The organism is Vibrio sp. VPAP30, from assembly GCF_001188205.1.
Classification (GTDB): domain Bacteria; phylum Pseudomonadota; class Gammaproteobacteria; order Enterobacterales; family Vibrionaceae; genus Vibrio; species Vibrio bivalvicida.
Window position 1 is genome coordinate 20,519 of record NZ_LBLS01000016.1, and the last position, 24,137, is coordinate 44,655.

A 24,137-nucleotide genomic window follows, 5' to 3' on the forward strand; every position below is an offset into this window, starting at 1 on the left:
CCTAGCAAAAGAGGCAAGGGCTTGGTGCTAGGCTTCTACCAACATTCGGCCACGCATTTCCATATGGAGAGCATGACAGAACCAGTTACAGTAGTACCACTGGACGCCCGGTTTATCGGCGACAAAGGTTATCGAAGCGGTTTCTTGTGGACTGATCTCCATCTGCACACCATGGTTAGTCATACAGAAACCATGAGTCACATCTTCAATCATATCTAGATTGGTAACGACGATGGTCACTTCATTGCCCAGCTTGACTTTAAACTCGTTCATACCAAACGTTGGGGCGACAGAAGTCATGTAAACACGGACCTTATTGCCATCGCGGATGACTTTATTGTCGGTCATGACATTTACGCCATCTTTCTTCGCCATCGCGATCGTTTCAGCAAAGATGGGATCATTGCGGTCCCAGATTTTATTGGGTTTGACCTTGCTGCGATGGATAATAGTACCGTCGTGCGGTTCGGCAAAGGTTGGACCATCGTGAACGAGCTTCATCTCATCACCAGAGATATCGATCAACTGGTCATTTTCAGCCTTTAATGGCCCTACTGGCAAGAAGCGGTCTTTAGAGAATTTACACAGTGAAACCAGCCACTTACCATCAGCATCACGTGTCTCACCGCTTGAGGTACTATTGTGACCTGGTTGGTAATGAACATCGATTTTCTGACGAATGTAATTGATTTTTTCGCCATTGTAGGCGCGAATGGCTTCTTCAATATTCCACTTTGCTACTTGACTATCAAGGAACAGTGTCGTGTAAGCATAGCCATTTTGATCGAATGCTGTATGCAGTGGACCTAATCCGAGTTCTGGTTCACCAACGATGGTGTCACGTGGCTTAATTTTATCTTCGAACAGGTCGTCGAGCTTAGCGATAGAGATGATCGAAACGGTTGGTGAAAGCTTGCCATTAGCCATGAAATACTTACCGTCTGGTGAAGTGTTCATGCCGTGAGGAGACTTAGGCACTGGTATGTAACGAGTTAAATCAGACCCTTTACGGCCATCAAGAACAGGAACCTTGTTGCCATTATAAGTTTTGAATTTACCGGCCTTAAGGGCAGTTTCACAGCGAGCAAGGTTGAAAACCACAACATGGTCGCGCTCGGCGGTGATCATTTCCCCAAGGTTCATGCCCATTTCAGAGTTATAACAGGTAGAAGCAAAGTATTTACCGTCGTAGTCAGCATCAGTGTTATCTAAGTTACCGTCCACCATTACTTGGAAAGCGATTTCCATACTTTCTGCATCAATAACGTTAAATAGCGAGCGGTAACTGCTGACATCTTCAAGTGTCGCTTTTCCATCGTTGTTCATCGGTATTTCGAATTCACTGTTGCAGATGACGTACTTAGTCTCAGGTACTTTTTGTACACGTAAACCATGAATTGCTTGAACGTTTGGAATGGTAATCATCTTGTCGACTTTCATTACATCACAGCGAATACGCGCGACTCGTGAGTTAGCCTTGTCGTTGATGAACACATACTTACCGTTATAGCGACCATCGGTCATACTCATATGCGGGTGGTGTGAGTCTCCTGACATGATATGAGCACTATCACCTTTGATGCGCTTACTTTCGTCGGTAAAGCCCCAACCAGTGGCACTACAACTGTTGAAAACAGGGATACGCATAAGCTCACGCATAGATGGAATACCTAGGATTCGTACTTCTCCAGAGTGACCACCACTCCAGAAACCATAGTATTCGTCTTGTTCGCCAGGGTGAACGAATGGGCTATTGGCCATTTCATCAGCTTGCGCTTTGGCCATTGAAGCAAACATGGCTGCTGTCATAGGGGCGGCGGCAACGCCTAAGCCTAAAGCTGCACTTTTACCGAAAAACTTTCGTCGGTCAGAGTTGATTGGCGAGTTGGTATCGTCATATTTACTCTTATCATCGCTCATTGGTAAATCTCCGTTTTACGTTATTGTTCAACTGATATTGGGTAACGGTTAAAACTTGCTCACCAACCACTTATACTAGGTGTTTACAATTGTGTTACGGGTATATCAGAACTCATTTGTTGACGTTTTTTACGTGCCATTTTTTTCAATGGTGGACACTTGCCATCGTTGGAATAGGTTATCTGGCAATCAAGGCAGTAATGGCACTCGCGCATATTAATCACACCGTCAGGATGAATCGCTTGAATCTCACACTCCTTCGCGCATATTTTGCAAGGGGATCCGCATTCAGGACGACGCTTAAGCCAATCAAAGAGACGGACACTGTTTGAGATTGAGAGTGCGGCACCGAGTGGGCACAGGTAACGACAAAAGGTCTTGCGGTTAAATAGATTAAGACTGAGTAAAAAGAGCGCCCAAGCGACAAAGGGCCATTCGCGGTCAAACTTGAGCAAGAAGGTGGTTTTAAATGGCTCTATTTCGGCAAATTGTTCTGCCAAAGCAAGAGAGTCAAGTGAGATAGCAAACAGGGCGAGTAAGATGAGATACTTGATGGCCCAAAGTCTTTCGTGTACTGCCCAAGGTAGCTCAAATTGAGGAACTTTAACGTAGCGAGCGACTTGATTAATCAGCTCTTGCAATGCACCAAATGGACACAGCCAACCACAATACACAGCGCGCCCCCATAGCAGCATGGTCACGGCGGCGGCACACCAAAGAATAAAGATGATCGGGTCGAGCAAGAACAAGTCCCATGAGAAGCCTTTAAACAGTGACTGTAAGAAAGTAAACACGTTGACCACAGAGAGCTGACCACCCCAAACCCAGCCAATTAATACTACTGTGACGACTAAGAACCCATGACGTAAGCGATGCATAAAAGTAGGGTGCCTGACCAAAATATCTTGGAAAAACAAAATGAGAATAAGGACGGCAATTAACGCCAGCAATATCACAACCTGAATCTGCCGTTCATGCCAAATTTGTTCTGTCGGGCTGAGTTCTTTCGGTGGAATAATCGCTGGTGGCGTGTCGACATAATTCTCAAGGACGTCGTAATGGCCTTTAAAACTGGTAAACACGCTATCAATAGGGCCCGTTTGGCGCCTCACTAAAAGTTCGATTTGCCAACTGGCCCCTGGGTCAAACTCGTGATGGGCTTGCACCTTAAATATCGACATCTCTTTAAAACTTGGTGCGCCTACCGCATATAAATCGGCGATGCGGGTGTGGTCTAAGTCGCGAAATGAGATTTCATTGTCGTTCTGGTGCACTTGTAAACGATCAAAGATTCCGCCGCGTACATAGCCAGAGCCTTTGTATGAATAGCCGTTTCCGAATACAGCGATAAGGTGTTCATCTGGTTGAAGGCTATCGGTAAGCCACTGGTATTCGGACTCACCAAATAGGTTAATACCTATGGTTGGAATGTCGGCTAAGGCGTAGTAAATCTCGGAGAACATATCATTACTTTTGGATTTTGCTACGGTATCGATGTTCTCGGCATCTGTACCATCAAAAGCTTCCTGAACAACTTGGTTGGTTAGATAGAGCTTACGAATTGATCCATCGCCGGTTAAATCAAGCCAACTCTTTTTAGCAAAGACATCTTTCCTGATGGTCGAAATGGGCTGAATGATACCGTTAGAAGGTGTGATAATGCCTAACGATTCCGCTGCTTTTGTCGCGGCTTTGGTGATGGCGACATTCATTACCATAACGGTAACGGTTGCTCCTGAAAGGCCGTCAATGGGAACATAGCCTTGCTCAGTTTTTCCTCCGACTTTAATTCTGTCTTTGACTGAGAGACCGACATATTGGTCACTAAACTCCCTTAACTTACGTTCGGGTATTCCGGCCAAAATAATCGGTTCGTGATGCTCCAACACTTTCGAAGCAAGATATTCGCCTTCGGGGCTTATCACCACCAGCATATTGACGGGCTCACCTGAATAAGCGGGTATTCGAGCAATATCATTGGTTTCAAATGCGTAGCCCAAGATACCGTCGGCCCCTTCTATGGTGCGAATCAATGGGGTGCCTTGTTTATCGGAGATCGATGTAAAATTTGGGAAAGTTTCTTGGATAAGTGGAATTGGGTCTTTGGGAGGACTTACAAACAGCGCATGAGCAGAGAGAGAAAAAAAGAACAGCGCGAAGCAGCAGAACGATACGATTCTGGACAGCGATAATGCGTAGCACGCATTCACGAATTTAGCTTTGTGTTCCATTTCAAGCTCCCTGCGAAGCAGAACAAACAATGCGTAGTAGGTTAATGTATGAGCAACAGAAGAAATTGATTTAAATCATTAATCACTAATTAACAATCTATTGATTTGATAAACTTTAAGCTCAATCACGTAAATGAGATGTTTATATTTGTTTAATAAAATGTCATTGTTTTTGCTGTGGGTATTATGGCGGAGAGGTGATCTCTCCGCTTTAGAGTAAATTAAACCTTGCTATTTGCTTTCCTCAAAGCGTGCTTTTTCTTCTTTCTCAACCTTAGACAGTCTTTTCAATTTCATGCCGAGTTCTTTACCTCTCGCTCTGGTATAGAGAATATTGCCGAAGAAGGCGAGTGTTGTGAGGGCGAGTTCAACTACCGCCAACCAACGTTCGCCATCATCAACGTATAAGATGGTAAAGCCGTGCAAGAAATAGAGCATCAAAACAAAGTTTGCCCACGCATGGGTATAAGGCTTACCAGCAAGAATTCCTGGAAGAGGTAATAATAGAGGGACAGCCCAAGCGATAGCTAATGTCGTGCTACTAATATGTGGATGAGGGGACAGCGACAGTTGCCATATCATTATCCATGTGAGTAGGGCAAGGTTGCCAAACAAGGCCAGCAGGCGATAAAGCTTAGTCGTTGACTGCATATCTTGCATAGTTATTGGTCCTTCAGTTTTAAAGCGGTCTGCGCTAAACGCTTCCCCAGTTGTTGCGACAATTCAATCTCATCTCCACTTAACGTTGAGCCCGTAGAGCTAACCGATGTCGCGCCATAAGGCGTTCCTCCGCTTTGTGTCGTGTGTAGTTTTGGTTGTGAATAGGGAATACCTAGAATCATCATTCCGTGGTGTAATAGCGGTAGCATCATGCTGTTCAGAGTTGTTTCTTGCCCGCCATGAAGACTCGATGAAGAAGTAAACACACATGCAGGTTTGTCAATCAAATCACCTGCCACCCACAGGGAGGTAGTTTTATCCCAAAAGTGTTTAAGTGGCGCTGCCATGTTGCCGAACCATACGGGGCTTCCCATCGCTAAACCATCACACCGCTTGAGTTCATTGGTGGTGATGACAGGATCGTCGGGCTTGTTTTCACCGTCTAGTTCATCAACAGTGCGCAGTATAGCTTCACAGTGTGGGATGGACTCCACCCCGCGTGCGATCTGTCTGGCAATGGCTCGCGTAGAACCATGCCGACTGTAATACAAGATGATGACTTGGCAACTCATAGAATGTCTAAGACTTGCTCCGGTGGTCGGCCATGCTTGGCTTTGCCGTTAGCAATCACGATTGGACGTTCAATTAACTTCGGGTTTTCAGCCATCGCTTTAAACAGGGTTTCGTCATCCGCTGATTTCAGCTCTAGCTCTTTGTAGATATCTTCTTTAGTGCGCATCATATCGCGAACTTCAGAAACACCAAGTTGAGTCATCAGTGTTTTAAGCTCATCGACACTTGGTGGAGTTTCGAGATACTTAATGATTTGTGGTTGAAAGTTTTTTTCTTCTAATAGAGCCAGAGTTTGGCGGCTTTTAGAGCATCGAGGGTTGTGATAAATCACGACTGACATAGAGTTTTCTCCATTTATTATTGTAAAGCGAAAAAACGATCCCTTTGTACCATTAATTGGTCAATACGGGCATCATATCTCGCTTGCTTTAAGCTTCCTAATTCAGCGATTTGACTCGCTTGTGTGTAATATTGAATTGCTTTGTCCCAATTGGCTTTGAGCGCTAGGATTTCAGCGCGGGCAGCTAAGTCTTCGTCACTTACGCCAAGGTGAATATTGGCTTCAGACAGCAAGTGCCAACCATTGACATCATTTGGATTATCATGGGTATAACGTTGCAATACTTTTATTGCCTCTTTGTTCTTGTCTTGCTCCATAAGCACGTTGGCATAGTTGATTGTCAGTACCGCGTTGTTGGGTGCTGATTTTAATGAACGCTTAAGCATTTCTTCTGCTTTTTCTGGTTGCTTCATTGCGATATAGAGATCAGACATCGCATCAAGATAGAAGCGATTATACGCATCTTGTTTTAGCAGGTTTTGCAAAATGGAGTGCGCTTCTTCAAGCTGATTGTTATCTAGGTGAACTAGCGCTTTACCATACTGAAGAGAGGGCTTGATATTGTTCGGCGCCCGTTTTTCCTTGCGGTTCATCCAATCCAGAGCGGCTTTTGCCTCGATACCAGTATAACGAGCGACAACTCTCGCTCTGGCAAGGTGGTAGTTAAGGGACGGGTCGACTCGGCGGGCTGGATAGTTCTGTGCTCGAGCGCGGCTGTCAGAAATACGATCTTCTGGCAAGGGGTGAGTTAACAGCATCGGTGGCGGCTTACTTGCGTAACGGAATTCATCCGCCAGGCGGCCAAAAAATCGCGGCATAGCGTTCACATCAAATCCAGCTTTGGACAATGTGCTGATACCAAAGCGGTCTGCCTCTTTTTCGTTGCTACGAGTGTAGTTAATTTGGCCTTGCATGTTACCTGCAGTCGTTGCAGTAATGGCTGCCATACCTGCCTGAGGCGAAGCGATTGCCAGTAATAAAGAACCAGCTAACGCGGCTAACGTTGCTGGAGAGCGTCTGGCTTGCTCCTCCATGCTTCGTGCTAAGTGGCGTTGTGTCACGTGGGCAATTTCGTGAGCCACCACTGATGCAAGTTCACTCTCACTTTGTGCATAGAGAAATAGACCTGAGTGAAGTGCGACGTAACCGCCAAAAAACGCGAATGCGTTGATGTTGCGGTCGCGGATCATGAAGAAGGTGAACGGTGTTTTAACATCTGATGCATTCGCGACCAAGCGATGACCTAAACTGTCAATATATTCGTTGAGCACGGGATCATTAACAATCGGTGAGCCGCTACGAAGCATGCGCATATAGGCATCGCCATATTGCTGTTCTTGGGCAATGGTCAAAGTGCCACTTGCCGCGGTGCCAATATCAGGAAGGTTTAGATTGTTTGCAAACGTAGGCGCCGGAGTGCTTAATGCGGTGGCAATACAAAGGCAAACTAATGAACGCGTATGTTTAAACATATTTAACAGGTGATACTCCGTAGATTTCCTCATCCTTGTCACGTTTATCATAACAAGACGGATATACGCTTGGACACCATAACGATAATATGGTTTCCAATTCGTTAAGTGATTCATTTAGTGAATGTAAAAGCAGCGATTCACCCAGAGTTCACAGCCGTGACCTTACCACTATTATTTGCACTGACGACTGGAATAAAACACTATACAATACCTATCGGTAATAATATGCATCGGGCGATAGAATGGAACCGAATATTTTGGATTTACGCCAAGAACGCTGTCCAATGGCACTGTTACTTGCTAAGCGTCACACAAAAAATTTGGCTGCTGGGGAGCAAACATTGCTCCTGGTTTCTGATTCAAGCTCATATGTCGATATCACTCATTACCTCCACCAGCACGTATTTAAGCTAATCTGTGAAGAGATGGACGGTTATTATCGTGTGCAAGTCAGCCGCTCAACAAACCCAAAGGAATTATGCTGAATGTTTGAAATGGTAAGTCGCTGGTATAAGCGACGTTTCTCTGATCCACACGCTGTAAGCCTTGTTGCGATTCTCTTATTCGGCTTCATTACGATTTATTTCTTCGGCAATCTAATTGCCCCTTTACTGGTCGCTATCGTGTTGGCGTATCTGCTTGAATGGCCTGTTGTTCAGCTTTCTCGCTTAGGTATCCCACGAACGTTATCCGTAGTGCTTGTTATTTTGGGCTTTAGTAGCTTGATGATTGTCGCTATTTTTGGCTTAGTTCCAACAATTTGGGAACAGGTTGGCAACTTAATCAATGATATCCCAACTATGTATGGTGGTCTGCAAGCGTTTATTGCTGAATTACCGCATCGCTACCCTGAGCTAGAGAACTTTCAGATTGTCGAGTCACTGGTCACTAATGCTAAAAACCAAGTGATAGTGATGGGAGAGACGGTTGTTAAAGGTTCGCTTGCTTCCTTGGTCAGTTTGGCTACTTTGGCTGTCTATTTGATTTTGGTTCCACTGTTGGTTTTTTTCTTGTTAAAAGATAAAGACGAGATGATGGATATGACCAGTGGTGTTTTACCACGTAATCGTCGCTTAGCAACCAAAGTATGGGATGAGATGAACGAACAAATCTCTAACTACATTCGCGGTAAGGTGATGGAGATCCTTATTGTTGGTGGGGTGAGTTATGTGACTTTTGCCATCCTTGATCTGCGATACTCCGTGCTGCTAGCTGTTGCGGTGGGTTTCTCGGTACTTATTCCTTATATCGGCGCAGCAGCCGTAACGGTTCCGGTTGCGATTGTTGGGCTATTCCAGTGGGGGCTGTCCCCACAGTTTTATTGGTTGTTAATTGCTTACGGTATTATTCAGGCCCTAGATGGTAACGTATTGGTGCCTGTACTTTTCTCTGAGGCCGTGAATCTTCACCCTGTTGCCATTATTGTTGCAGTACTAGTATTCGGCGGCTTATGGGGGTTCTGGGGGGTATTCTTTGCTATTCCGCTAGCGACTTTGGTTAAGGCCGTGTGGAATGCGCTGCCCAGTCAGGATGATGAAGTGACGACATAACTCGCTTTGGTGAATGCAAGCGATTACATATTAAGCCCTAAAGTTACCTCTTTAGGGCTTTTTGTTTGTGCTCCAGTTGGCATTTTTACCTACTATAGAATTTACTTAAGTGTGTATTTGTTAGAAATTTCTTAAGTAAACGTTATTCGTGACGATAACTATACTAATTACAATAACAAAACGCTTGCTGACTAATTGAGGGAAAATATGAAATTTAGCCAAAAAATCGTTGCGGCTTCATCGGCACTACTGCTGGTGACTGTAACCCTGTTGTCGATTCAACAGCTAAGCACCGTAAAACAGGAAGTCGAAGCACTCGTTGATACCAGCTTAAATGAGATGGTAAAAGGTGTGAAGAATACAGTGGTTTCAGAGATGGAAAGTAAAAAATCTTTGGCTCAATCAACCACTGAGGTTCTTGAACTTGATCCGCAAAACCGTCAACTCGTTAAACAGATTCTAGAAAAACCAGAGTTAAAAGGCAGTTTCCTTGCGGTTGGCTTTGGTTATGAAGCGGACGGTTTTGTCGTAGAAAATGATGATGGCTGGGAAGCAGGGCCTGACTACGACCCTCGAGTACGTCCTTGGTTTAAAGATGCGAAAGCGCAAGGCAAGTTAGTCGTGACGGACCCGTATGTTGATGTCTCGTCGAAAAAAGTGATTATCTCTATTGGTACACCAGTCAAAGAGAATGGTCAGTTTATGGCGGGTATGTTCTACGATATGGAGTTAGGCGGTTTAGCCGATCTGGTCAATAGCGTAAACCTACTGGATGCGGGCTACTTATTCATCGTAACTGCTGACGGTACTACTATTGCTCACCCACAAGCTGAAAATAACGGTGAAAACCTCACAAAGTATTTGCCTCAAGCAAAAGTTCAGGGCGGAAATCAAAGGTTTGAGCAAGATGGCAAGCGCTTGTTAGTTCACTTTGAAAAAGTTCCTTCTGAAAACTGGTACATCGGTGCGGTTGTTGATGAAGATATTGCGTTTGCGGCAGTGGATGACATGCGCAGCAGCTCAATTCTATACGTTGTGATTGGCGTTGTACTTAGTGTGTTGGTACTTAGCTTCTTGATCAAAGTGTTGATGAAGCCACTAGCAACATTGAACGATGCAATTCAAGATGTGGCATCTGGTCAAGGGGATCTTACTAAGCGTTTAGATACCAACACAGACCAAGAGTTTGCCCAGTTGGCGGAAGGATTCAATACCTTTACTGAAACACTGCAAAAACAGATCCAGCAATCTAAAGCTATTGGTGCAGAAATACTCCGTGGTACTGAAATGACGGTGGTTGGCGCACAGCATTCAGCAGGAGCTATGCGCAGTCAACTTGAAGAGTTAGAGCAGCTAGCTACAGCGATGAACGAAATGGCTGTGACGGCGACTGAAGTGGCAAACAACGCACAAGGTGCGGCAGCGGCGGCTAAAGAAGCGGATGAAGCGACTCAGGATGGCTCATCGGTCGTGAGTGATACAACCAATTCAATAGACATGCTCTCTACACGTATCGATCAAGCGGTAGAAGAGGTTCAAGGACTTGAATCTGCCACTGCCAATATTGAAACTATTTTGAAAGTCATCAATGATATTGCAGACCAAACTAACCTACTGGCACTGAATGCGGCGATTGAAGCGGCTCGTGCGGGTGAGTCTGGACGTGGGTTTGCGGTTGTAGCGGATGAGGTCCGCACTTTGGCTCAGCGTACCCAAGAATCAACCACTGAAATTCGTAATATGATTGAACAGCTTCAAGCTGGGGCGAGTTCGGTTTCAGTAGCGATGAATGAAAGTAAAAATACGGCAGTTGATGCGGTTGACAAAGCACAAGCGGCAGATGGTGCGTTGCAGCGTATTCGTGACGCGATTCAGCGTATTAGCGACATGAATATGCAGATCGCCTCTGCGGCAGAAGAGCAAAGCTTGGTGGCTGAAGAGATCAACAGCAACACAGTGAAAATCAAAGACTTGTCGACTCAAGTTGCAGACTCAGCTGAAGAAGCAAACATGGCGATGCAAGTTCAAACTGAGAATGTTCGTGAACAAGACGCGATTCTAAACAAGTTTATTGTTTAGTCGTTCAGTTGTGTCCCGCAAAACTAAAACGCCAGCGATTAAGCTGGCGTTTTTATTAGCAAGAGTTAATTATTTGTTTTCGTTTAAATAATCTAAAACCACTTCGTGGTGAGTCTTTGTTTTAAACTTGTTGAAGACATGCTCAATCACGCCTTCTTCGTTGATCAAGAAGCTAATACGGTGCAGGCCATCGTATACCTTACCCATGAACTTCTTCTCACCCCATACACCAAACTGGTCTGCAACCGCGTGGTCTTCGTCAGATAACAGCGTAAAGTTAAGCTCATCACGTTCGATGAACTTACCTAGGCGCTTAACTGGATCGATACTGACGCCAAGGACAACGACGTTGTTAGCATCAAGCTCAGCTTTAACATCGCGTAGCCCTTGTGCCTGAACGGTACACCCGGGAGTCATCGCTTTTGGGTAAAAGTAAAACAGAACTTTCTTACCTTTGAAATCGCTAAGTGATACGGCTTCGCCATTTTGATCAAGTAAAGAGAACGCTGGCGCAGGGGCACCGGCTGTGAGCGTGTTCATGGAGATTCCTTTTTATTGGCTGTTTTTTAAGAAATTTAGTGAGCCTTGAACGGCTAAGTCTTGGCAGAGATTATCGAACTCTTCTTGTAGCTGCATTAAGTTGCATTCTGAGTCTACAGTTGCGGTTATCGCAATATGGAACTGGTCTTTTTCCGAGTCGATTTTTTGCTTGTCTATAGTTTGAGCACTGAGTGACGAAAGACCGATATTCTTCTCTGCGAAAAAATTGGTGAACTTTTCTGTCAATCCTGGCTTATCATTTGATTCAACAAACACTTCTAACGTGTAGGCGTTGTCAAGGTGAGCGTGAGTAGAAGTACGTTTCATGATGGTGATGAGATCATGCTCCTGACCGAGAAGTGGGAGAGTGGTCTCTACACGAGTCACCGCTGCTTTATTGCCGGTCAGCAACATGATTAGGGTAAATTCATTGCCAAATAGGGCGATACGACTGTCAACAATATTGCATCCAGACTGAGTGACCAGGTGTACAACTTGGTTGCATACGCCTGGGCGATCCGTTCCTACCGCAGTAATCACCAGATGTTGAGTCATAGGTTCACTTCTATCAAAGTTAGGTTTATTAATGAGATAGCTTAGCACAGTTATATGCTAGAAAAATGGCCTCGGTACGCTTTTCTAATTTGCTTTGAACGTATTTTAGTCTATTGCGTCGTACTGGGTTAATTCCTAACTTGCTACTGACACGACCGGAATTGAAAGGAGTAAGTTGCCAAAGTTCTAACATCTGATAAATATTCATTCATTTAGGTGATTTAAGCGGCTTTAAGCGCTTGTCTTTATCAATCGCCTTACAGTACCATGCGATTAGTATCTAAATTAGGGAGAAAGACATGTTTTCAGGAAGTATAGTAGCGTTAATTACACCGTTTAATAATGATGGCGAAGTAGATTACGTGAGCCTGAAGAAACTGGTGGAATACCATGTAGCGGCTGGTAGTGACGGCATCGTTGCAGTGGGTACTACTGGTGAGTCGGCGACGCTTACGATTGAAGAGCATGTCAAGGTTGTGATGAAGACGGTTGAGTTTGCAGAAGGTCGTATCCCTGTCATTGCGGGAACGGGTGCCAATGCCACTCATGAGTCTGTTACCTTCAGTCGTCTATTAAACAACTCTGGTATTGCGGGTTGTCTAAGCGTAACTCCTTACTACAACAAACCTACTCAAGAGGGTTTGTTCCAACACTACAAAGCAATTGCAGAAGAGAGTGATGTACCACAAATTTTGTACAACGTACCGGGGCGAACTGCGGTAGACTTACTGCCTGAAACCGTAGCTCGTCTTTCTGAAATTGAAAGCATTGTTGCATTAAAAGATGCGACAGGTGATTTAAGCAGAATTGCAATTCACCGTGAACTTTGTGGCGAAGATTTTATCTTACTAAGTGGCGATGATTCGTCTGGGCTCGAATTTGTCAAACAGGGTGGTAATGGAGTGATCTCTGTGACCAACAATATCGCTGCAGAAGATATGGCGAAGATGTTTAGACTGGCGAGTGAAGGTAAGTTTGAAGAAGCGGAAATCATTAATCAACGTTTGATGCCGCTGCATAAGAACCTATTTGTTGAGTCAAGTCCGATTCCGGTCAAGTGGGCAGCCCATACACTCGGCCTTATCGAACATGGTGGCCTGCGATTACCGCTGACAGAGCTGTCTGAAAATGCTCGCCCAATAGTGGCTCAAGCGATGACGGAAGCTTGCATTTACTAAATTTAAAGATGGACTGCCGGAGTGTCACTGCTCCGGCAAGTATGTATCAGGAGTTTCAATGAAATTGTCTCACCAGCTAGTCGTCAGTTCACTAGCTGTTTTTGTTTTAAGTGCATGTTCCGGTAGTGCCACGCAGCGTCGTCAAGCGAAGGATGACTTCGAATACTTGAACACGCCACCCTTGAAAGAGTGGACGCTAGCTGAAGGCGCTAACCCTCAGTTCTATAAAAATTACGATATTCCTCAAGGTGATTTTTCTGGTGGGGTTGGCAAAGATGTTGATATCCGTTCTCCACAGCAAATCCTTGAGCTTATTCCTGGCGCACGTGCCGAGCGTAAACAAGGTGAAACGACACTGTGGTTATTACGTGAAGATGAGCTAGATAAAGTATGGCAGACTGCTTTGAAGATGCTTCAAGAGCACGGAATCGGTATTCTTGAGCAGACTGACACTCGTCTTGAAACAGACTGGGTATTATGGACGGAGCAAGACGAAGAGCTAGAAATTGGCTCACGTTACTCGATTGAACGTATTCTTGTCGGTGGTCGCCACGGGTTTAAAATTTCTTTGATCGATTGGCGCGAAGGTGGCAGGAAAGTACCTGTGACCGAGACCAACAAAGAGCGTTATAATGCTTTGATGACTAACTTAGTCACGGCTCGTTATGACCAAGACCTTCGTGAAGAAGCGGCGCGTAAAGCGCAAGAATTGGTTAAGCAGATCCCAATTTCGATGGGCTCTGACCGCAGCGGATTCCCGGTTATTATTGCGCGTACTCCATACAATGTGCTTTGGTTACGTATTCCGACATTGCTGCCAGAAATGGGCTTTACGATTGAAGAACGTAATCAGTCACAAGGCACGGTTAAAGCAAAATATGCAGCGCCAGATGATGAGTTCTGGACTGAGATAGGTGTGAAGCCAATCCAGCTAGCATCAGGTACATACACTTTCCTTCTGGGTGATCTTGGTAACCGTACGTCAATAAATGTGACAGATTCCGCGGGCAAACCAGTAGAAGAAGAGTTATTGCAAGATATGGTGCCAATCATTGCTGCTGTTGCTGAACAGACAGACGAGTAACAAGCAGATAGCAAGTATAAAAAAGCTGACATGATGTCAGCTTTTTTTATATCTATATCGCCACGGTGGTCAGTGGCAAAGTAGTTAACTACAGCACCATAGCGGCAATCCAACCAAAGACAATTAATGGAATATTGTAGTGGATAAAGGTGGGTACTACAGTTTCCCAAATATGCTCGTGTTGACCGTCAGCATTTAGACCCGACGTCGGACCCAGCGTTGAGTCTGAAGCAGGAGAGCCTGCATCACCCAGAGCTGCAGCTGTACCGACTAGCGCGATAGTGGCCATCGGAGAGAAACCGAACGCGGCTGCTAAGGGAACATAGATGGTTGCGAGGATTGGAATAGTTGAGAACGATGAACCGATCCCCATAGTAACCAGTAGACCGACTACCAACATGAGTAGTGCGGCTAGTGGTTTGTTGTCACCAATGCTTGTTGATAGCGCTTCAACTAACGACTCTACACCACCAGTCTGCTTCATTACCGCCGCAAAACCCGCTGCTGCAATCATGATAAAGCCAATCATTGCCATCATGTGTACGCCTTTGGTGAAAACATCGTGCGTCTCTTTCCACGCAATAACGCCGCCAAAAGTAAACACCATAAATCCTGCAAGGCCACCAATGATCATTGAACCAGTAGAAAGCTGCACACTTAATGCCGCAACAATACCTGCCGCTGCGACAAGAATGTTTTTCTTATTGATCGACTCAGGGTTCTCTTCTACGTGGGTCAGTTCCGTCTCTTGATACTGACGAGGCTTGCGATAGCTAAAGAAAATCGCTGTAAGTAGACCAAAAATCATCCCGGCTGCTGGAAGTAGCATCGCGACTGGCACTTGGCTAGCTACAACGTTTTCTAGACCGTTCTCATGTAAGTTCTTAAGCAGAATGTTGTTTAGGAAAATGCCACCAAAACCAATAGGTAGAACCATATAAGGCGTTACCAAACCGAAGGTGAGTACACAAGCGATCATTCGACGGTCGAGGTTAAGCTTTGCAAAAACGCCTAGTAGAGGTGGAATAAGAATCGGGATAAAGGCGATGTGGACTGGAATAACGTTTTGTGACGACATAGTGACTAACACTAAGGCAATCAGTACCGCGTATTTTAGGCCAGTCGAGGCTGACGCGTTCTCTTTACCGTTAATACGTTTGATGACGCTATTTGCTAAAAGGTCGGTAATACCAGAGCGCGAGATAGCAACAGCAAAGGTACCGAGCATAGCGTAGCTAAGTGCGATAGTGGCACCACCTCCAAGTCCGCTTTCGAAGGCAGCAACCGCTTCATTAAGTTCCATACCTGAAACCAAACCACCAACGATAGCGCTAAATGTCAGTGCTACGACGACATTGACGCGCATCAGTGCTAAGGCAAGCATGACACATACAGAAATGACAACAGGGTTCATAATTTACTCGTGTGTTGTGTTTACATTTATTCTTTTATTTCTTCTTCGCCAGCATCAATTAACGGCCAACCGCCAAGGGCTTTCCATTTATTGACGATGCCGCAGAAGAGCTCTGCCGTTTTTTGTGTATCGTATAGAGCAGAGTGGGCTTCTTTATTGTCAAAATCCATCCCTGCGGTTTTGCACGCTTTTGCAAGCACCGTTTGGCCATAAGCCAAACCACTTAACGTTGCAGTGTCAAAGGTAGCGAAGGGGTGGAAAGGGACGCGTTTAAGTTTGCTACGCTCGCTCGCTTCCATCACGAAGCTGTGATCGAAGTTTGCATTGTGAGCGACCATGATTGCACGGCTACAATCAGCGGCTTTTTGCTCTTTGCGTACCAACTTATAAATCTCTTTGAGGGCTTCAGATTCTGTCACTGCGCCACGTAATGGGCTGAATGGGTCACGAATGCCGTTAAATTCCAGCGCTTCTTTCTCTAGGTTAGCGCCTTCAAATGGCTCGACATGAAAATGAATGGTAGAGGCAGGGACAAGATCGCCGTTTTCGTCCATCTTTAAGGTAACGGCGCAGATTTCGAGTAGCGCATCGGTCTTTGCGTTGAACCCAGCGGTTTCTACGTCAATAACAACTGGAAAGTAGCCGCGAAATCGTTTTTTTAGCGTCAATGCTTCGTTTTCAATAGTCATGTGTGCTTAAAATAATGTGACAGGGCAGACATTATTGCAGATTCTTTAAGCGAGAAAAACCGTTAATGCTGATTGAAAATGAATCATTGGTAATTTGTCCTATACAAATCAGTTGGCGAGATTATTGCATTGCTCTATGTGAAGGTAATCGGGTGGCAAAATATGGCTGCCCAAGTTGAGTTAAGAGATGAAGTATTCTATGAAGAAGTGGTTGGCTCCTAGTGTTGCAATGGCAATAACAGCGTTTACTCCCAATGTATTTGCGTTGGAGAAACACTATGTGGCCAAACCTCAGCAGTCTATGTGGCAAATGGTTGCCAACACACCACTTGAATGCCGTCTTGTTCATCCTATTCCAAACTATGGTGACGCGGTTTTTTCATCGCATGCGAGCAAAAAAATTAACCTCGATTTTGAGCTCAAGATGAAACGCCCAATGGGGCAAACTCGCGACGTAAGCTTGATTTCTATGCCACCGGCTTGGAGGCCGGGAGATAGTGCGGACAGACTAACCACCATCCGCTTCTTCCAACAGTTTGATGGCTATGTTGGTGGTCAAACCGCTTGGAACATACTGGGCGAGTTAGAAAAAGGTCGTTATCCGACATTCAGTTATCAAGAATGGCGCAGTCGAAATCAGCGAGTAGAAGTGGCGCTCTCTTCGGTGTTGTTCCAACAGTCCTATAATGTGTTTAGCGATTGTATTGCCAACCTTCTGCCATACAGCTTCGAAGACATTGCCTTTACGATACTTCACTATGACCGTACCAGTGTTGAGCTAAATAAACAGTCACAGAAAAGATTGGCGCAAATTGCCGAGTACATTAAGCACAATCAAGATATTGACCTTGTATTGGTGTCGACTTATACCGATGCTGACGATGGTAAGAGTGTCAGTCAAAGCCTTTCAGAGCGCCGTGCTGAGGTGTTAGAAGAGTACTTTAAGTCTCTTGGCTTACCAGAGGACCGAATTCAAGTTCGGGGGTATGGCCGAAGACGACCAGTTGATGATAATGCTTCGCCAATTGGTAAAGACCGAAATCGACGTGTGGTCATCTCATTGGGAAGAACGCAAATATAGTCAGCTAAAACAGAAACAGGCCAGATTGACTGGCCTTTTTGTTGTTCCGTTTAGCGTGCATATACCAACCAAAATAAATATCTGATCACATATTTATCTAGATTGGTACTAGTTCAAACGGAATTTAGCAATAAGGTTACAGTTGGTGGCGGTATCGATATCTTGTACCAACTGAGCAATCTTGGGATTTGGGTGCCTTTTCATAAACTCAATCAAGGCTTTTTTGCAACAGCCCATCGAATCGATGAAGGCATCACAATCATTGTTCGGGCATTGTGGTACGAGAGTCAGCACCTTCTCTGACGCGAGCTGGAGATATTTAAGTTCATACTTTACATCACCGACGTTGCGCCAGAACATCGCCATGTTATGGCATGAAATCACCGAGATCATTAAGCGGTCTTCAACGCCAACCTCTTCAGCTTCACTAATGCGTTCACTTAACGTAAGCGCTTGCTGATAATGAAGGATACCTCTTAGGTGATCTTCATCGTTCATTGCCATGTCTGCTAGTAAGGTATGTTTCTCCCACTCTTGGATGCCCATTGTTCTAATCTCCTAACCGCGAATAGGCTTGAGATTAAATGATAATTATTATCAAGTAAAGCTAAAAAAATAGGACAGTGTGATACTGTCCTATTTAAAACATCGCCTGAAGTAATAATTAACCTTCTAAGCCTGCTGATGCTTGTTTATTTTGAATCAGCTCTAACATGTAGCCATCAGGGTCTTTGACGAACGCAATATGAGTTGTGCCGCCTTTAACTGGGCCTGGCTCACGAGTCACATTACCACCCGCCGCTTTGATTGCGTCGCATGTTGTGTAGATATCATCAACACCAATCGCGATATGACCAAAGGCACTGCCTAAGTCATACTCTTTTGTACCCCAGTTATACGTTAGCTCAATGACTGCACCTTGAGACTCGTCGCCATAGCCAAGGAAAGCTAGAGTATATTCATACTCTTTATTTTCGTTGGTACGAAGTAGCTGCATGCCCATCACGTCAGTATAAAATTGAATTGATTTGTCTAGATCACCGACGCGAAGCATGGTGTGCAGGATACGTCCATTTGACATTGTCGTGCTCTCCTAATTTTCTGGATAAACTTTTTCTTTGTATTCGCAAAGGTCTTCAATGATGCAACTACCACAGCGAGGCTTACGTGCGACACAAGTATAGCGACCATGTAGGATTAGCCAGTGGTGTACATCTAGCTTAAATTCTTTAGGCACGACCTTGAGTAGTTTTTCTTCTACTTGGTCGACATTCTTACCCATTGCAAACTTAGTTCGATTTGATACGCGATAGATATGAGTATCCACCGCGATAGTTGGCCAGCCAAAGGCGGTATTTAGCACTACGTTTGCTGTTTTACGTCCAACGCCGGGTAACGCTTCGAGAGCTTCACGGTTTTCAGGGACTTCGCCATTGTGCTGCTCGAGTATGATCTTACAGGTCTTAATGACGTTTTCGGCTTTGGAGTTAAACAGACCTATAGTCTTGATGTACTCTTTAACGCCATCGATACCTAAGTCAAACAGCCCTTGTGGCGTGTTGGCTACCGGGTACAGTTTATCTGTGGCTTTGTTGACACTGACGTCAGTCGCTTGTGCAGAGAGCAGTACCGCAATCAATAACTCGAATGGTGTACTCCAATTTAATTCGGTTTGAGGGTTAGGGTTATTTTCCCTCAGTCGCTCCAGTATTAATCGTCGTTTATCTTTGTTCATTTGAGGCTGCTTTCCAGTGCTCCGTTTGATGCGATAAGCTCAAACTGTTGTTGTTGTTATTGATTGGTCACCCGAGCTCGCTCAATGGCTTGTTTTTGTTGTTTCGGTTGGCGAGCTTCTAACTGTTTATCTATGACATTTTTCGCGGCAATAAGTAATCCGACGCCAATGAAAGCACCTGGTGGAAGCAGGGCGAGCAGGAAGCTATTGTCGAACTGAAACACCTCGATTCGTAAAGAGGTTGCCCATTCACCGAGTAGCAGGTCTGCACCGTCAAATAACGTTCCGTTACCAATAACTTCACGCATTGCCCCTAACACGACCAGTACGCTGGTCATTCCGAGCCCCATCCAAAAGCCGTCTTGTGCAGCAGGAAGTAGGTCGTTCTTAGACGCAAAGGCTTCGGCGCGACCAATGATGATACAGTTAGTTACGATCAAAGGAATAAAGATACCCAGAGAAAGGTACAGGCCGTACGCGTAGGCATTCATCAACAATTGAACGCAAGTTACCAGGGCTGCGATGATCATTACGAATACAGGGATACGTACTTCTTTCGGTACATAGTCACGCACCAATGAAACGGTCACATTTGAACCGACCAGAACGAGTAGGGTGGCAATCCCGAGCCCAAGTGCATTGGTCACGGTCGATGAAACAGCAAGTAATGGACACAAGCCTAGTAATTGAACTAGAGCAGGGTTGTTGTCCCACATGCCGTTCTTAATTAAGGTCTTATGCTCACTCATTGTTGCCTCCACAGTTCAGTGGTTGTGCCAATATTTGTTCACGATGGGTATTAACGTACTCAACGGTGTTTTTAACGGCTTTCACCACAGCGCGAGGAGTAATGGTTGCCCCAGTGAATTGATCGAACTGACCACCATCTTTACGCACTTTCCAATCTGATAGATTCTCTTCGCTGACAGTTTTACCTGCAAAACCGAGGATCCAGTCGGTGATACGTAAATCTATCTTATCACCTAACCCCGGTGTTTCTTTATGGCTTAAGACCCGCGTTCCGGTAATTGTTCCATCTTGTTGGATACCGACAATAATTCTGATAGCACCATTATAGCCGTCCGGTGCAATGGCTTCGATTGCTAAAGCCGATGGTTCATTATTGATGGTTGCCATATAGACAGGCATCGGTGAGTCTGTGCCAAGTGCTGTGTCACTGACTAAGGTACAAGCTTGATAAAGATCGTTATCGTGCATCTTGTGAGGAATCACTTGGTTGAGCACCGAAAGCAGCTGCTTTTGTTCCTGCAGCTGAATCTGATCTTTAGTTAAATAGTTGGTCAGCGCTACTACACCGGTCGAAGCACAGGCAAACACCGCTAGAACCACACCATTTTTTCTAATCGCATTTAACATGATGAAACCTTAGTGACCGTACGTTCTTGGTTTGGTGTAGTAATCAATGAGAGGTACACACATATTACCCAGCAATACTGCAAAGGCCACACCATCAGGGAAGCCGCCCCAACTGCGGATGATAAATACCATCGCCCCGATAAATGCACCAAACACCAATCGCCCTTTAACTGTCGTTGAAGCAGAGACTGGATCGGTGGCAATAAAGAAGGCACCAAGCATGGTTGCACCAGACAGAAGGTGAATAAGCGGTGACGCCGTCGTTCCTGGAGTTAAAATCATGAATAGACTGCTGATTAGCGTCAGGCTTAGCAAAAAGCTCACTGGAATATGCCAATTGATCACTCGTACCTTGATCAAAATTAGACCACCAACAAGGTAAGCAAGGTTAACCCATTCCCAGCCGATACCCGCCAAGCTACCAAATTGTGGTTGGGTTAAGGCTTCACTGGCCGTGTTGCCCGTCGTCAACGCGGTCTTAAAGGCATCTAGAGGTGTAGCCATGGTAACGCCATCAATACCGGTACGGATTTGTTGAAGAGAGAGCCCCTCTAGGTTAAATCCGGTAAAGATCAGAGAAAAAGCATCACCACTGGAAATCGCCGTCGCTTGCAGTTCATTGGGAGAGATCCAACTCGTCATCTGTACTGGGAAAGAGATCAGTAGTACCACATAAGCGACCATCGCTGGGTTAAATAGGTTTTGACCAATACCACCATAGAGGTGCTTGGCAATCACGATGGCGAAAATAAGCCCGATGGTAATGATCCACCAAGGCGACAGAGGTGGAATCGCAATCGCAAGCAGCCAAGCTGTGACTAAGGCGCTGTTATCGCGTAGCGCTGACATCGGGTGACGTTTTCTGGCAAGCATGACCAAGGCTTCTAAACCTAGACCGATAACAATGGCAAGAATAAGCTGGATTATTGTGCCCCAGCCAAAGAAATAGGTTTGTGCTGCCAATCCTGGCAAGGCGCAAAGCGCTACCCATTTCATTAGATCAGGAGTGCTTCTGCGACTATGCGCATGGGGTGAGCTGGCAATAAAGAAGGCCACTACTCTTTCTCCTCAAATTGTTTTTGTTGTTCTTTTTTAGCTTTACGTGCTTTCGCGCGTGCAATAGCGGCAGCAACTGCGGCTTTCTTAGGATCTTCGTCAGCTGTTTCTGCATCAGGCTCTTGTTCAACAGGCTCAGATTGAGCTTGCTGTTCGGCTTTACGCGCTTTTGCTCGTGCGATAGCGGCGGCAACGGCAGCTTTTTTCGGATCTTCGTCAGTTGCTTCTGATGCAGGCGCTTGTTCAACAGGCTCAGATTGAGTTTGCTGCTTGGCTTTACGCGCTTTGGCTCGTGCGATAGCGGCAGCTACTGCGGCTTTCTTAGGATCTTCGTCAGTTGCTTCTGCAGTAGGCGCTTGCTCAACAGGCTCAGATTTAGCTTGCTGCTCGGCTTTGCGCGCTTTCGCCCGTGCAATAGCGGCAGCAACGGCAGCTTTTTTCGGATCTTCGTCAGTTGCTTCTGCAGCACCTGCTTGTTCAACAGGTTCAGATTGAGTTTGCTGCTCAGCTTTACGTGCTTTCGCGCGTGCGATAGCAGCGGCAACGGCAGCTTTCTTCGGATCTTCGTCAGTTGCCTCTGGCGCAGGCGCTTGTTCAACAGGCTCAGCTTGAGCTTGCTGCTCGGCTTTACGTGCTTTTGCTCGTGCAATAGCGGCAGCAACAGCAGCTTTCTTATCTTCTGCTGGTGGCGCTTGATCAGTTTCTTCTGTTTGCGCTTTCTTCGCTTTAGCTCGGGCTATTGCTGCAGCGACCGCAGCTTTTTTATCTGTAGCGGGTGCTTGAGCGCCGTCAGAGCCAGCTTGCTGTGCTTTTTTCGCTTTAGCTCGCGCTATCGCAGCAGCGACGGCATCTTTTTTGTCGTTTGTTGACGTGTGTTCAGATTGCTGGGCTTTCTTCGCTTTCCGCTCTCTTGCCTGACGTTTACGCTCTTCACGCAGTTTGGCCATTTCACTGTTATCAGGTTCAGCTTGGCCGCTTTGCATCGCTTCTGCTTGTTTAGCTTTTGCTTTTGCAATAGCGGCAGCAACGGCTGGCTTAACTGTTTTTTCTTCAGCCACAGGCTGTGATTTTTGTGCTTTAACTCGCGCAATGGCGGCTGCAATGGCATCATCGCCACCAGAAGATTTCATCTCTTTACGGCGATCATCTGCGGCTTTCTTGAAGCGATTTTCGCGAGCGGCTTTATCTCGTTCTAGACGTGCTTTTTTCTCTTCAAAACGAATCTTCGCGCGCTCTGCCGCTTCCGCTTCTTCTTTGCGAGTACGGATCTCAGCTTTCGCTTGGCGGTAGTATTGAACCAGTGGGATTTCACTTGGACAAACGAATGCACAAGCACCACACTCAATACAATCTTGAATGTTCAACTCTTCACATTTATCAAGCTCTTCTGCTTTGGCATGCCAAACGAGTTGCTGAGGGAGAAGAGAGGCAGGGCAGGCTTCGGCACACTGACCGCAGCGGATACACGCCATTTCGTATTGATTCGGTGAAATTTCTTTGCGAGTCGGAGCCAGAATACAGTTGGATGTTTTGGTGATTGGCACCTGCGCATGAGGCAGGGTAAAGCCCATCATAGGACCACCCATAATTAGGCGCGGTAATTTCTTATCTGCTTTGTAACTAAACTCATCCAACAGAGCTTGCACTGGCGTGCCAAGTAGCGCCCAAACGTTTCTTGGCTGTTTAAAAGTATCACCAGTTAAAGTTACGATGCGTTCTACCAGTGGTTCGCCATCGCAAACCGCTCGTTTGATTGCATGCAATGAGCCAACGTTTTGCACCAATATCCCGATATCTGCAGGAATACCGCCGTTCGGTACTTCTTTGTTGGTCAAGATTTTGATCAGCTGCTTTTCACCACCTGAAGGGTACTTAGTTGGGATAACGCGGATGACGATGTCTTTGTGCTCTGCGGCTTGCTGTAGCGCTTTGACCGCTTCAGGTTTGTTATCTTCAATGCCAATAACCGTTAGTTTCGGCTTGAGGATATGCTCAACGATCTCAATTCCTTGGATGATCTCTTGGGCATGTTCACGCATCAACATATCGTCGGCAGTAATGTAGGGTTCACATTCTGCAGCGTTGATGATCAGAATCTCTGTTCTTGCCAGACCGGATTGAATTTTCTTCGCCGTTGGGAAACCTGCGCCGCCCATACCGGATACACCAGCTTGGCGAATTTTTTCAATCAGTTCGTCAGGAGTATGTTCAGTATAGTTAGTCCAGCCTTCGCGTTCGGTCCAGCGTTCGGCCATGTCGGGCTTAATAACAATACAGGTTTCACTCAAACCGGAAGGGTGAGCAGTGGTTCTTGGTTCAATAGCAACCACAGTACCCGATGTTGGCGCGTGTACAGGAAGCATAAAGCTGGTGTCGTATTTAGTCAGCGACTGACCTTTAAGCACTTGCTGACCAACTTCAACCGTAATAGTGCCAGGTTTACCTATGTGCTGTTTAACTGGTAGGACAATTTCTGCGGGAATGGCCGCACGCGAAAGTGCATGACTTACCGACTGAGACTTATTTTCAGCAGGGTGGACGCCCCCCGGGAAACTCCACAAGGCGCCAGTTTTGATTTGTTCGATTAATGACAGCATACC

Annotated in this window: 23 protein-coding genes; 6 read left to right on the plus strand and 17 right to left on the minus strand. The window is 45.7% G+C overall.

The features are described 5' to 3' along the window. Positions 1–27: 27 nt before the first annotated feature. The 6 genes from nosZ to ZX61_RS04285 all read right to left on the minus strand — a co-directional run bounded on the left by nosZ (position 28) and on the right by ZX61_RS04285 (position 7,196). Positions 28–1,920, minus strand: coding sequence for a TAT-dependent nitrous-oxide reductase (gene nosZ, locus ZX61_RS04260; RefSeq protein ID WP_049843474.1), 1,893 nt, complete (start codon positions 1,918–1,920; stop codon positions 28–30). An 83-nt stretch (positions 1,921–2,003) separates the two neighbouring features. Beyond that, positions 2,004–4,151: a transcriptional regulator NosR gene (gene nosR, locus ZX61_RS04265; RefSeq protein WP_049843475.1), complete on the minus strand. Its 2,148-nt coding sequence runs from the start codon at positions 4,149–4,151 to the stop codon at positions 2,004–2,006. A 231-nt stretch (positions 4,152–4,382) separates the two neighbouring features. After that, positions 4,383–4,811: a DUF2069 domain-containing protein gene (locus ZX61_RS04270; protein ID WP_049843476.1), complete on the minus strand. Its 429-nt coding sequence runs from the start codon at positions 4,809–4,811 to the stop codon at positions 4,383–4,385. 2 nt (positions 4,812–4,813) lie between these two features. After that, positions 4,814–5,383 carry an NAD(P)H:quinone oxidoreductase gene (gene wrbA / locus ZX61_RS04275; protein ID WP_049843477.1) on the minus strand — a complete coding sequence of 190 codons (570 nt, stop codon included), beginning with the start codon at positions 5,381–5,383 and terminating at the stop codon, positions 4,814–4,816. Beyond that, complete coding sequence (gene arsC / locus ZX61_RS04280) at positions 5,380–5,724, minus strand: arsenate reductase (glutaredoxin) (protein WP_049843478.1); 345 nt, start codon at positions 5,722–5,724, stop codon at positions 5,380–5,382. Before arsC ends, wrbA begins: the two co-directional genes overlap by 4 nt. Positions 5,725–5,741: 17 nt before the next feature. Beyond that, complete coding sequence (locus tag ZX61_RS04285) at positions 5,742–7,196, minus strand: beta-barrel assembly-enhancing protease (protein ID WP_049843479.1); 1,455 nt, start codon at positions 7,194–7,196, stop codon at positions 5,742–5,744. A 245-nt stretch (positions 7,197–7,441) separates the two neighbouring features. Here ZX61_RS04285 and ZX61_RS04290 point away from each other — a divergent pair, with 245 nt between their 5' ends. The 3 genes from ZX61_RS04290 (at position 7,442) to ZX61_RS04300 (ending at position 10,828) form a co-directional block, all read left to right on the plus strand. Continuing rightward, a complete protein-coding gene (locus ZX61_RS04290; RefSeq protein ID WP_049843480.1) occupies positions 7,442–7,684 on the plus strand; it encodes a sulfurtransferase TusA family protein in 243 nt (80 codons plus the stop codon). Continuing rightward, a complete protein-coding gene (locus ZX61_RS04295; protein ID WP_049843481.1) occupies positions 7,685–8,749 on the plus strand; it encodes an AI-2E family transporter in 1,065 nt (354 codons plus the stop codon). It abuts the gene before it with no gap. 207 nt (positions 8,750–8,956) lie between these two features. Further along, on the plus strand, positions 8,957–10,828 hold the full coding sequence (locus ZX61_RS04300) for a methyl-accepting chemotaxis protein (protein ID WP_049843482.1): 1,872 nt from the start codon (positions 8,957–8,959) through the stop codon (positions 10,826–10,828). Positions 10,829–10,897: 69 nt separating this feature from the next. Here the strand turns inward: ZX61_RS04300 and bcp are convergent, their stop codons facing one another. Together bcp and ZX61_RS04310 are read right to left on the minus strand one after the other, a co-directional pair. Next, positions 10,898–11,368, minus strand: coding sequence for a thioredoxin-dependent thiol peroxidase (gene bcp, locus ZX61_RS04305; protein ID WP_049843483.1), 471 nt, complete (start codon positions 11,366–11,368; stop codon positions 10,898–10,900). Positions 11,369–11,380: 12 nt separating this feature from the next. Next, positions 11,381–11,923 carry a glycine cleavage system protein R gene (locus ZX61_RS04310; RefSeq protein ID WP_049843484.1) on the minus strand — a complete coding sequence of 181 codons (543 nt, stop codon included), beginning with the start codon at positions 11,921–11,923 and terminating at the stop codon, positions 11,381–11,383. A 299-nt stretch (positions 11,924–12,222) separates the two neighbouring features. Between ZX61_RS04310 and dapA the strand changes: the two genes are divergently transcribed. Beyond that, positions 12,223–13,101, plus strand: a complete 879-nt coding sequence (gene dapA, locus ZX61_RS04315; RefSeq protein WP_049843485.1) for a 4-hydroxy-tetrahydrodipicolinate synthase — start codon at positions 12,223–12,225, stop codon at positions 13,099–13,101. Between the two features lie 58 nt (positions 13,102–13,159). Further along, on the plus strand, positions 13,160–14,185 hold the full coding sequence (bamC, locus tag ZX61_RS04320) for an outer membrane protein assembly factor BamC (protein WP_049843486.1): 1,026 nt from the start codon (positions 13,160–13,162) through the stop codon (positions 14,183–14,185). Positions 14,186–14,273: 88 nt separating this feature from the next. Here the strand turns inward: bamC and ZX61_RS04325 are convergent, their stop codons facing one another. Continuing rightward, positions 14,274–15,599: a Na+/H+ antiporter family protein gene (locus ZX61_RS04325; protein ID WP_049843487.1), complete on the minus strand. Its 1,326-nt coding sequence runs from the start codon at positions 15,597–15,599 to the stop codon at positions 14,274–14,276. A 26-nt stretch (positions 15,600–15,625) separates the two neighbouring features. Further along, positions 15,626–16,288: a ribonuclease T gene (gene rnt / locus ZX61_RS04330; protein ID WP_049843488.1), complete on the minus strand. Its 663-nt coding sequence runs from the start codon at positions 16,286–16,288 to the stop codon at positions 15,626–15,628. Between the two features lie 199 nt (positions 16,289–16,487). Between rnt and motY the strand changes: the two genes are divergently transcribed. Further along, on the plus strand, positions 16,488–17,369 hold the full coding sequence (gene motY, locus ZX61_RS04335; protein ID WP_049843489.1) for a flagellar protein MotY: 882 nt from the start codon (positions 16,488–16,490) through the stop codon (positions 17,367–17,369). Between the two features lie 108 nt (positions 17,370–17,477). On the opposite strand, the gene ZX61_RS04340 is transcribed toward motY, so the two are convergent. From ZX61_RS04340 to rsxC, 7 genes are all read right to left on the minus strand, one after another. Beyond that, complete coding sequence (locus ZX61_RS04340; protein ID WP_049843490.1) at positions 17,478–17,915, minus strand: DUF2753 domain-containing protein; 438 nt, start codon at positions 17,913–17,915, stop codon at positions 17,478–17,480. 118 nt (positions 17,916–18,033) lie between these two features. Further along, positions 18,034–18,450: a lactoylglutathione lyase gene (gloA, locus tag ZX61_RS04345; protein WP_004743384.1), complete on the minus strand. Its 417-nt coding sequence runs from the start codon at positions 18,448–18,450 to the stop codon at positions 18,034–18,036. 12 nt (positions 18,451–18,462) lie between these two features. Further along, complete coding sequence (gene nth / locus ZX61_RS04350) at positions 18,463–19,104, minus strand: endonuclease III (protein ID WP_049843491.1); 642 nt, start codon at positions 19,102–19,104, stop codon at positions 18,463–18,465. Positions 19,105–19,160: 56 nt separating this feature from the next. Continuing rightward, on the minus strand, positions 19,161–19,853 hold the full coding sequence (locus tag ZX61_RS04355; RefSeq protein WP_004743382.1) for an electron transport complex subunit E: 693 nt from the start codon (positions 19,851–19,853) through the stop codon (positions 19,161–19,163). Further along, positions 19,846–20,481, minus strand: coding sequence for an electron transport complex subunit RsxG (rsxG, locus tag ZX61_RS04360; protein ID WP_049843492.1), 636 nt, complete (start codon positions 20,479–20,481; stop codon positions 19,846–19,848). The genes ZX61_RS04355 and rsxG overlap by 8 nt, the downstream gene beginning before the upstream one ends. 9 nt (positions 20,482–20,490) lie before the next feature. Next, positions 20,491–21,537: an electron transport complex subunit RsxD gene (gene rsxD, locus ZX61_RS04365; protein ID WP_049843493.1), complete on the minus strand. Its 1,047-nt coding sequence runs from the start codon at positions 21,535–21,537 to the stop codon at positions 20,491–20,493. Next, positions 21,537–24,134: an electron transport complex subunit RsxC gene (rsxC, locus tag ZX61_RS04370; RefSeq protein WP_049843494.1), complete on the minus strand. Its 2,598-nt coding sequence runs from the start codon at positions 24,132–24,134 to the stop codon at positions 21,537–21,539. The genes rsxD and rsxC overlap by 1 nt, the downstream gene beginning before the upstream one ends. Positions 24,135–24,137: the final 3 nt, after the last annotated feature.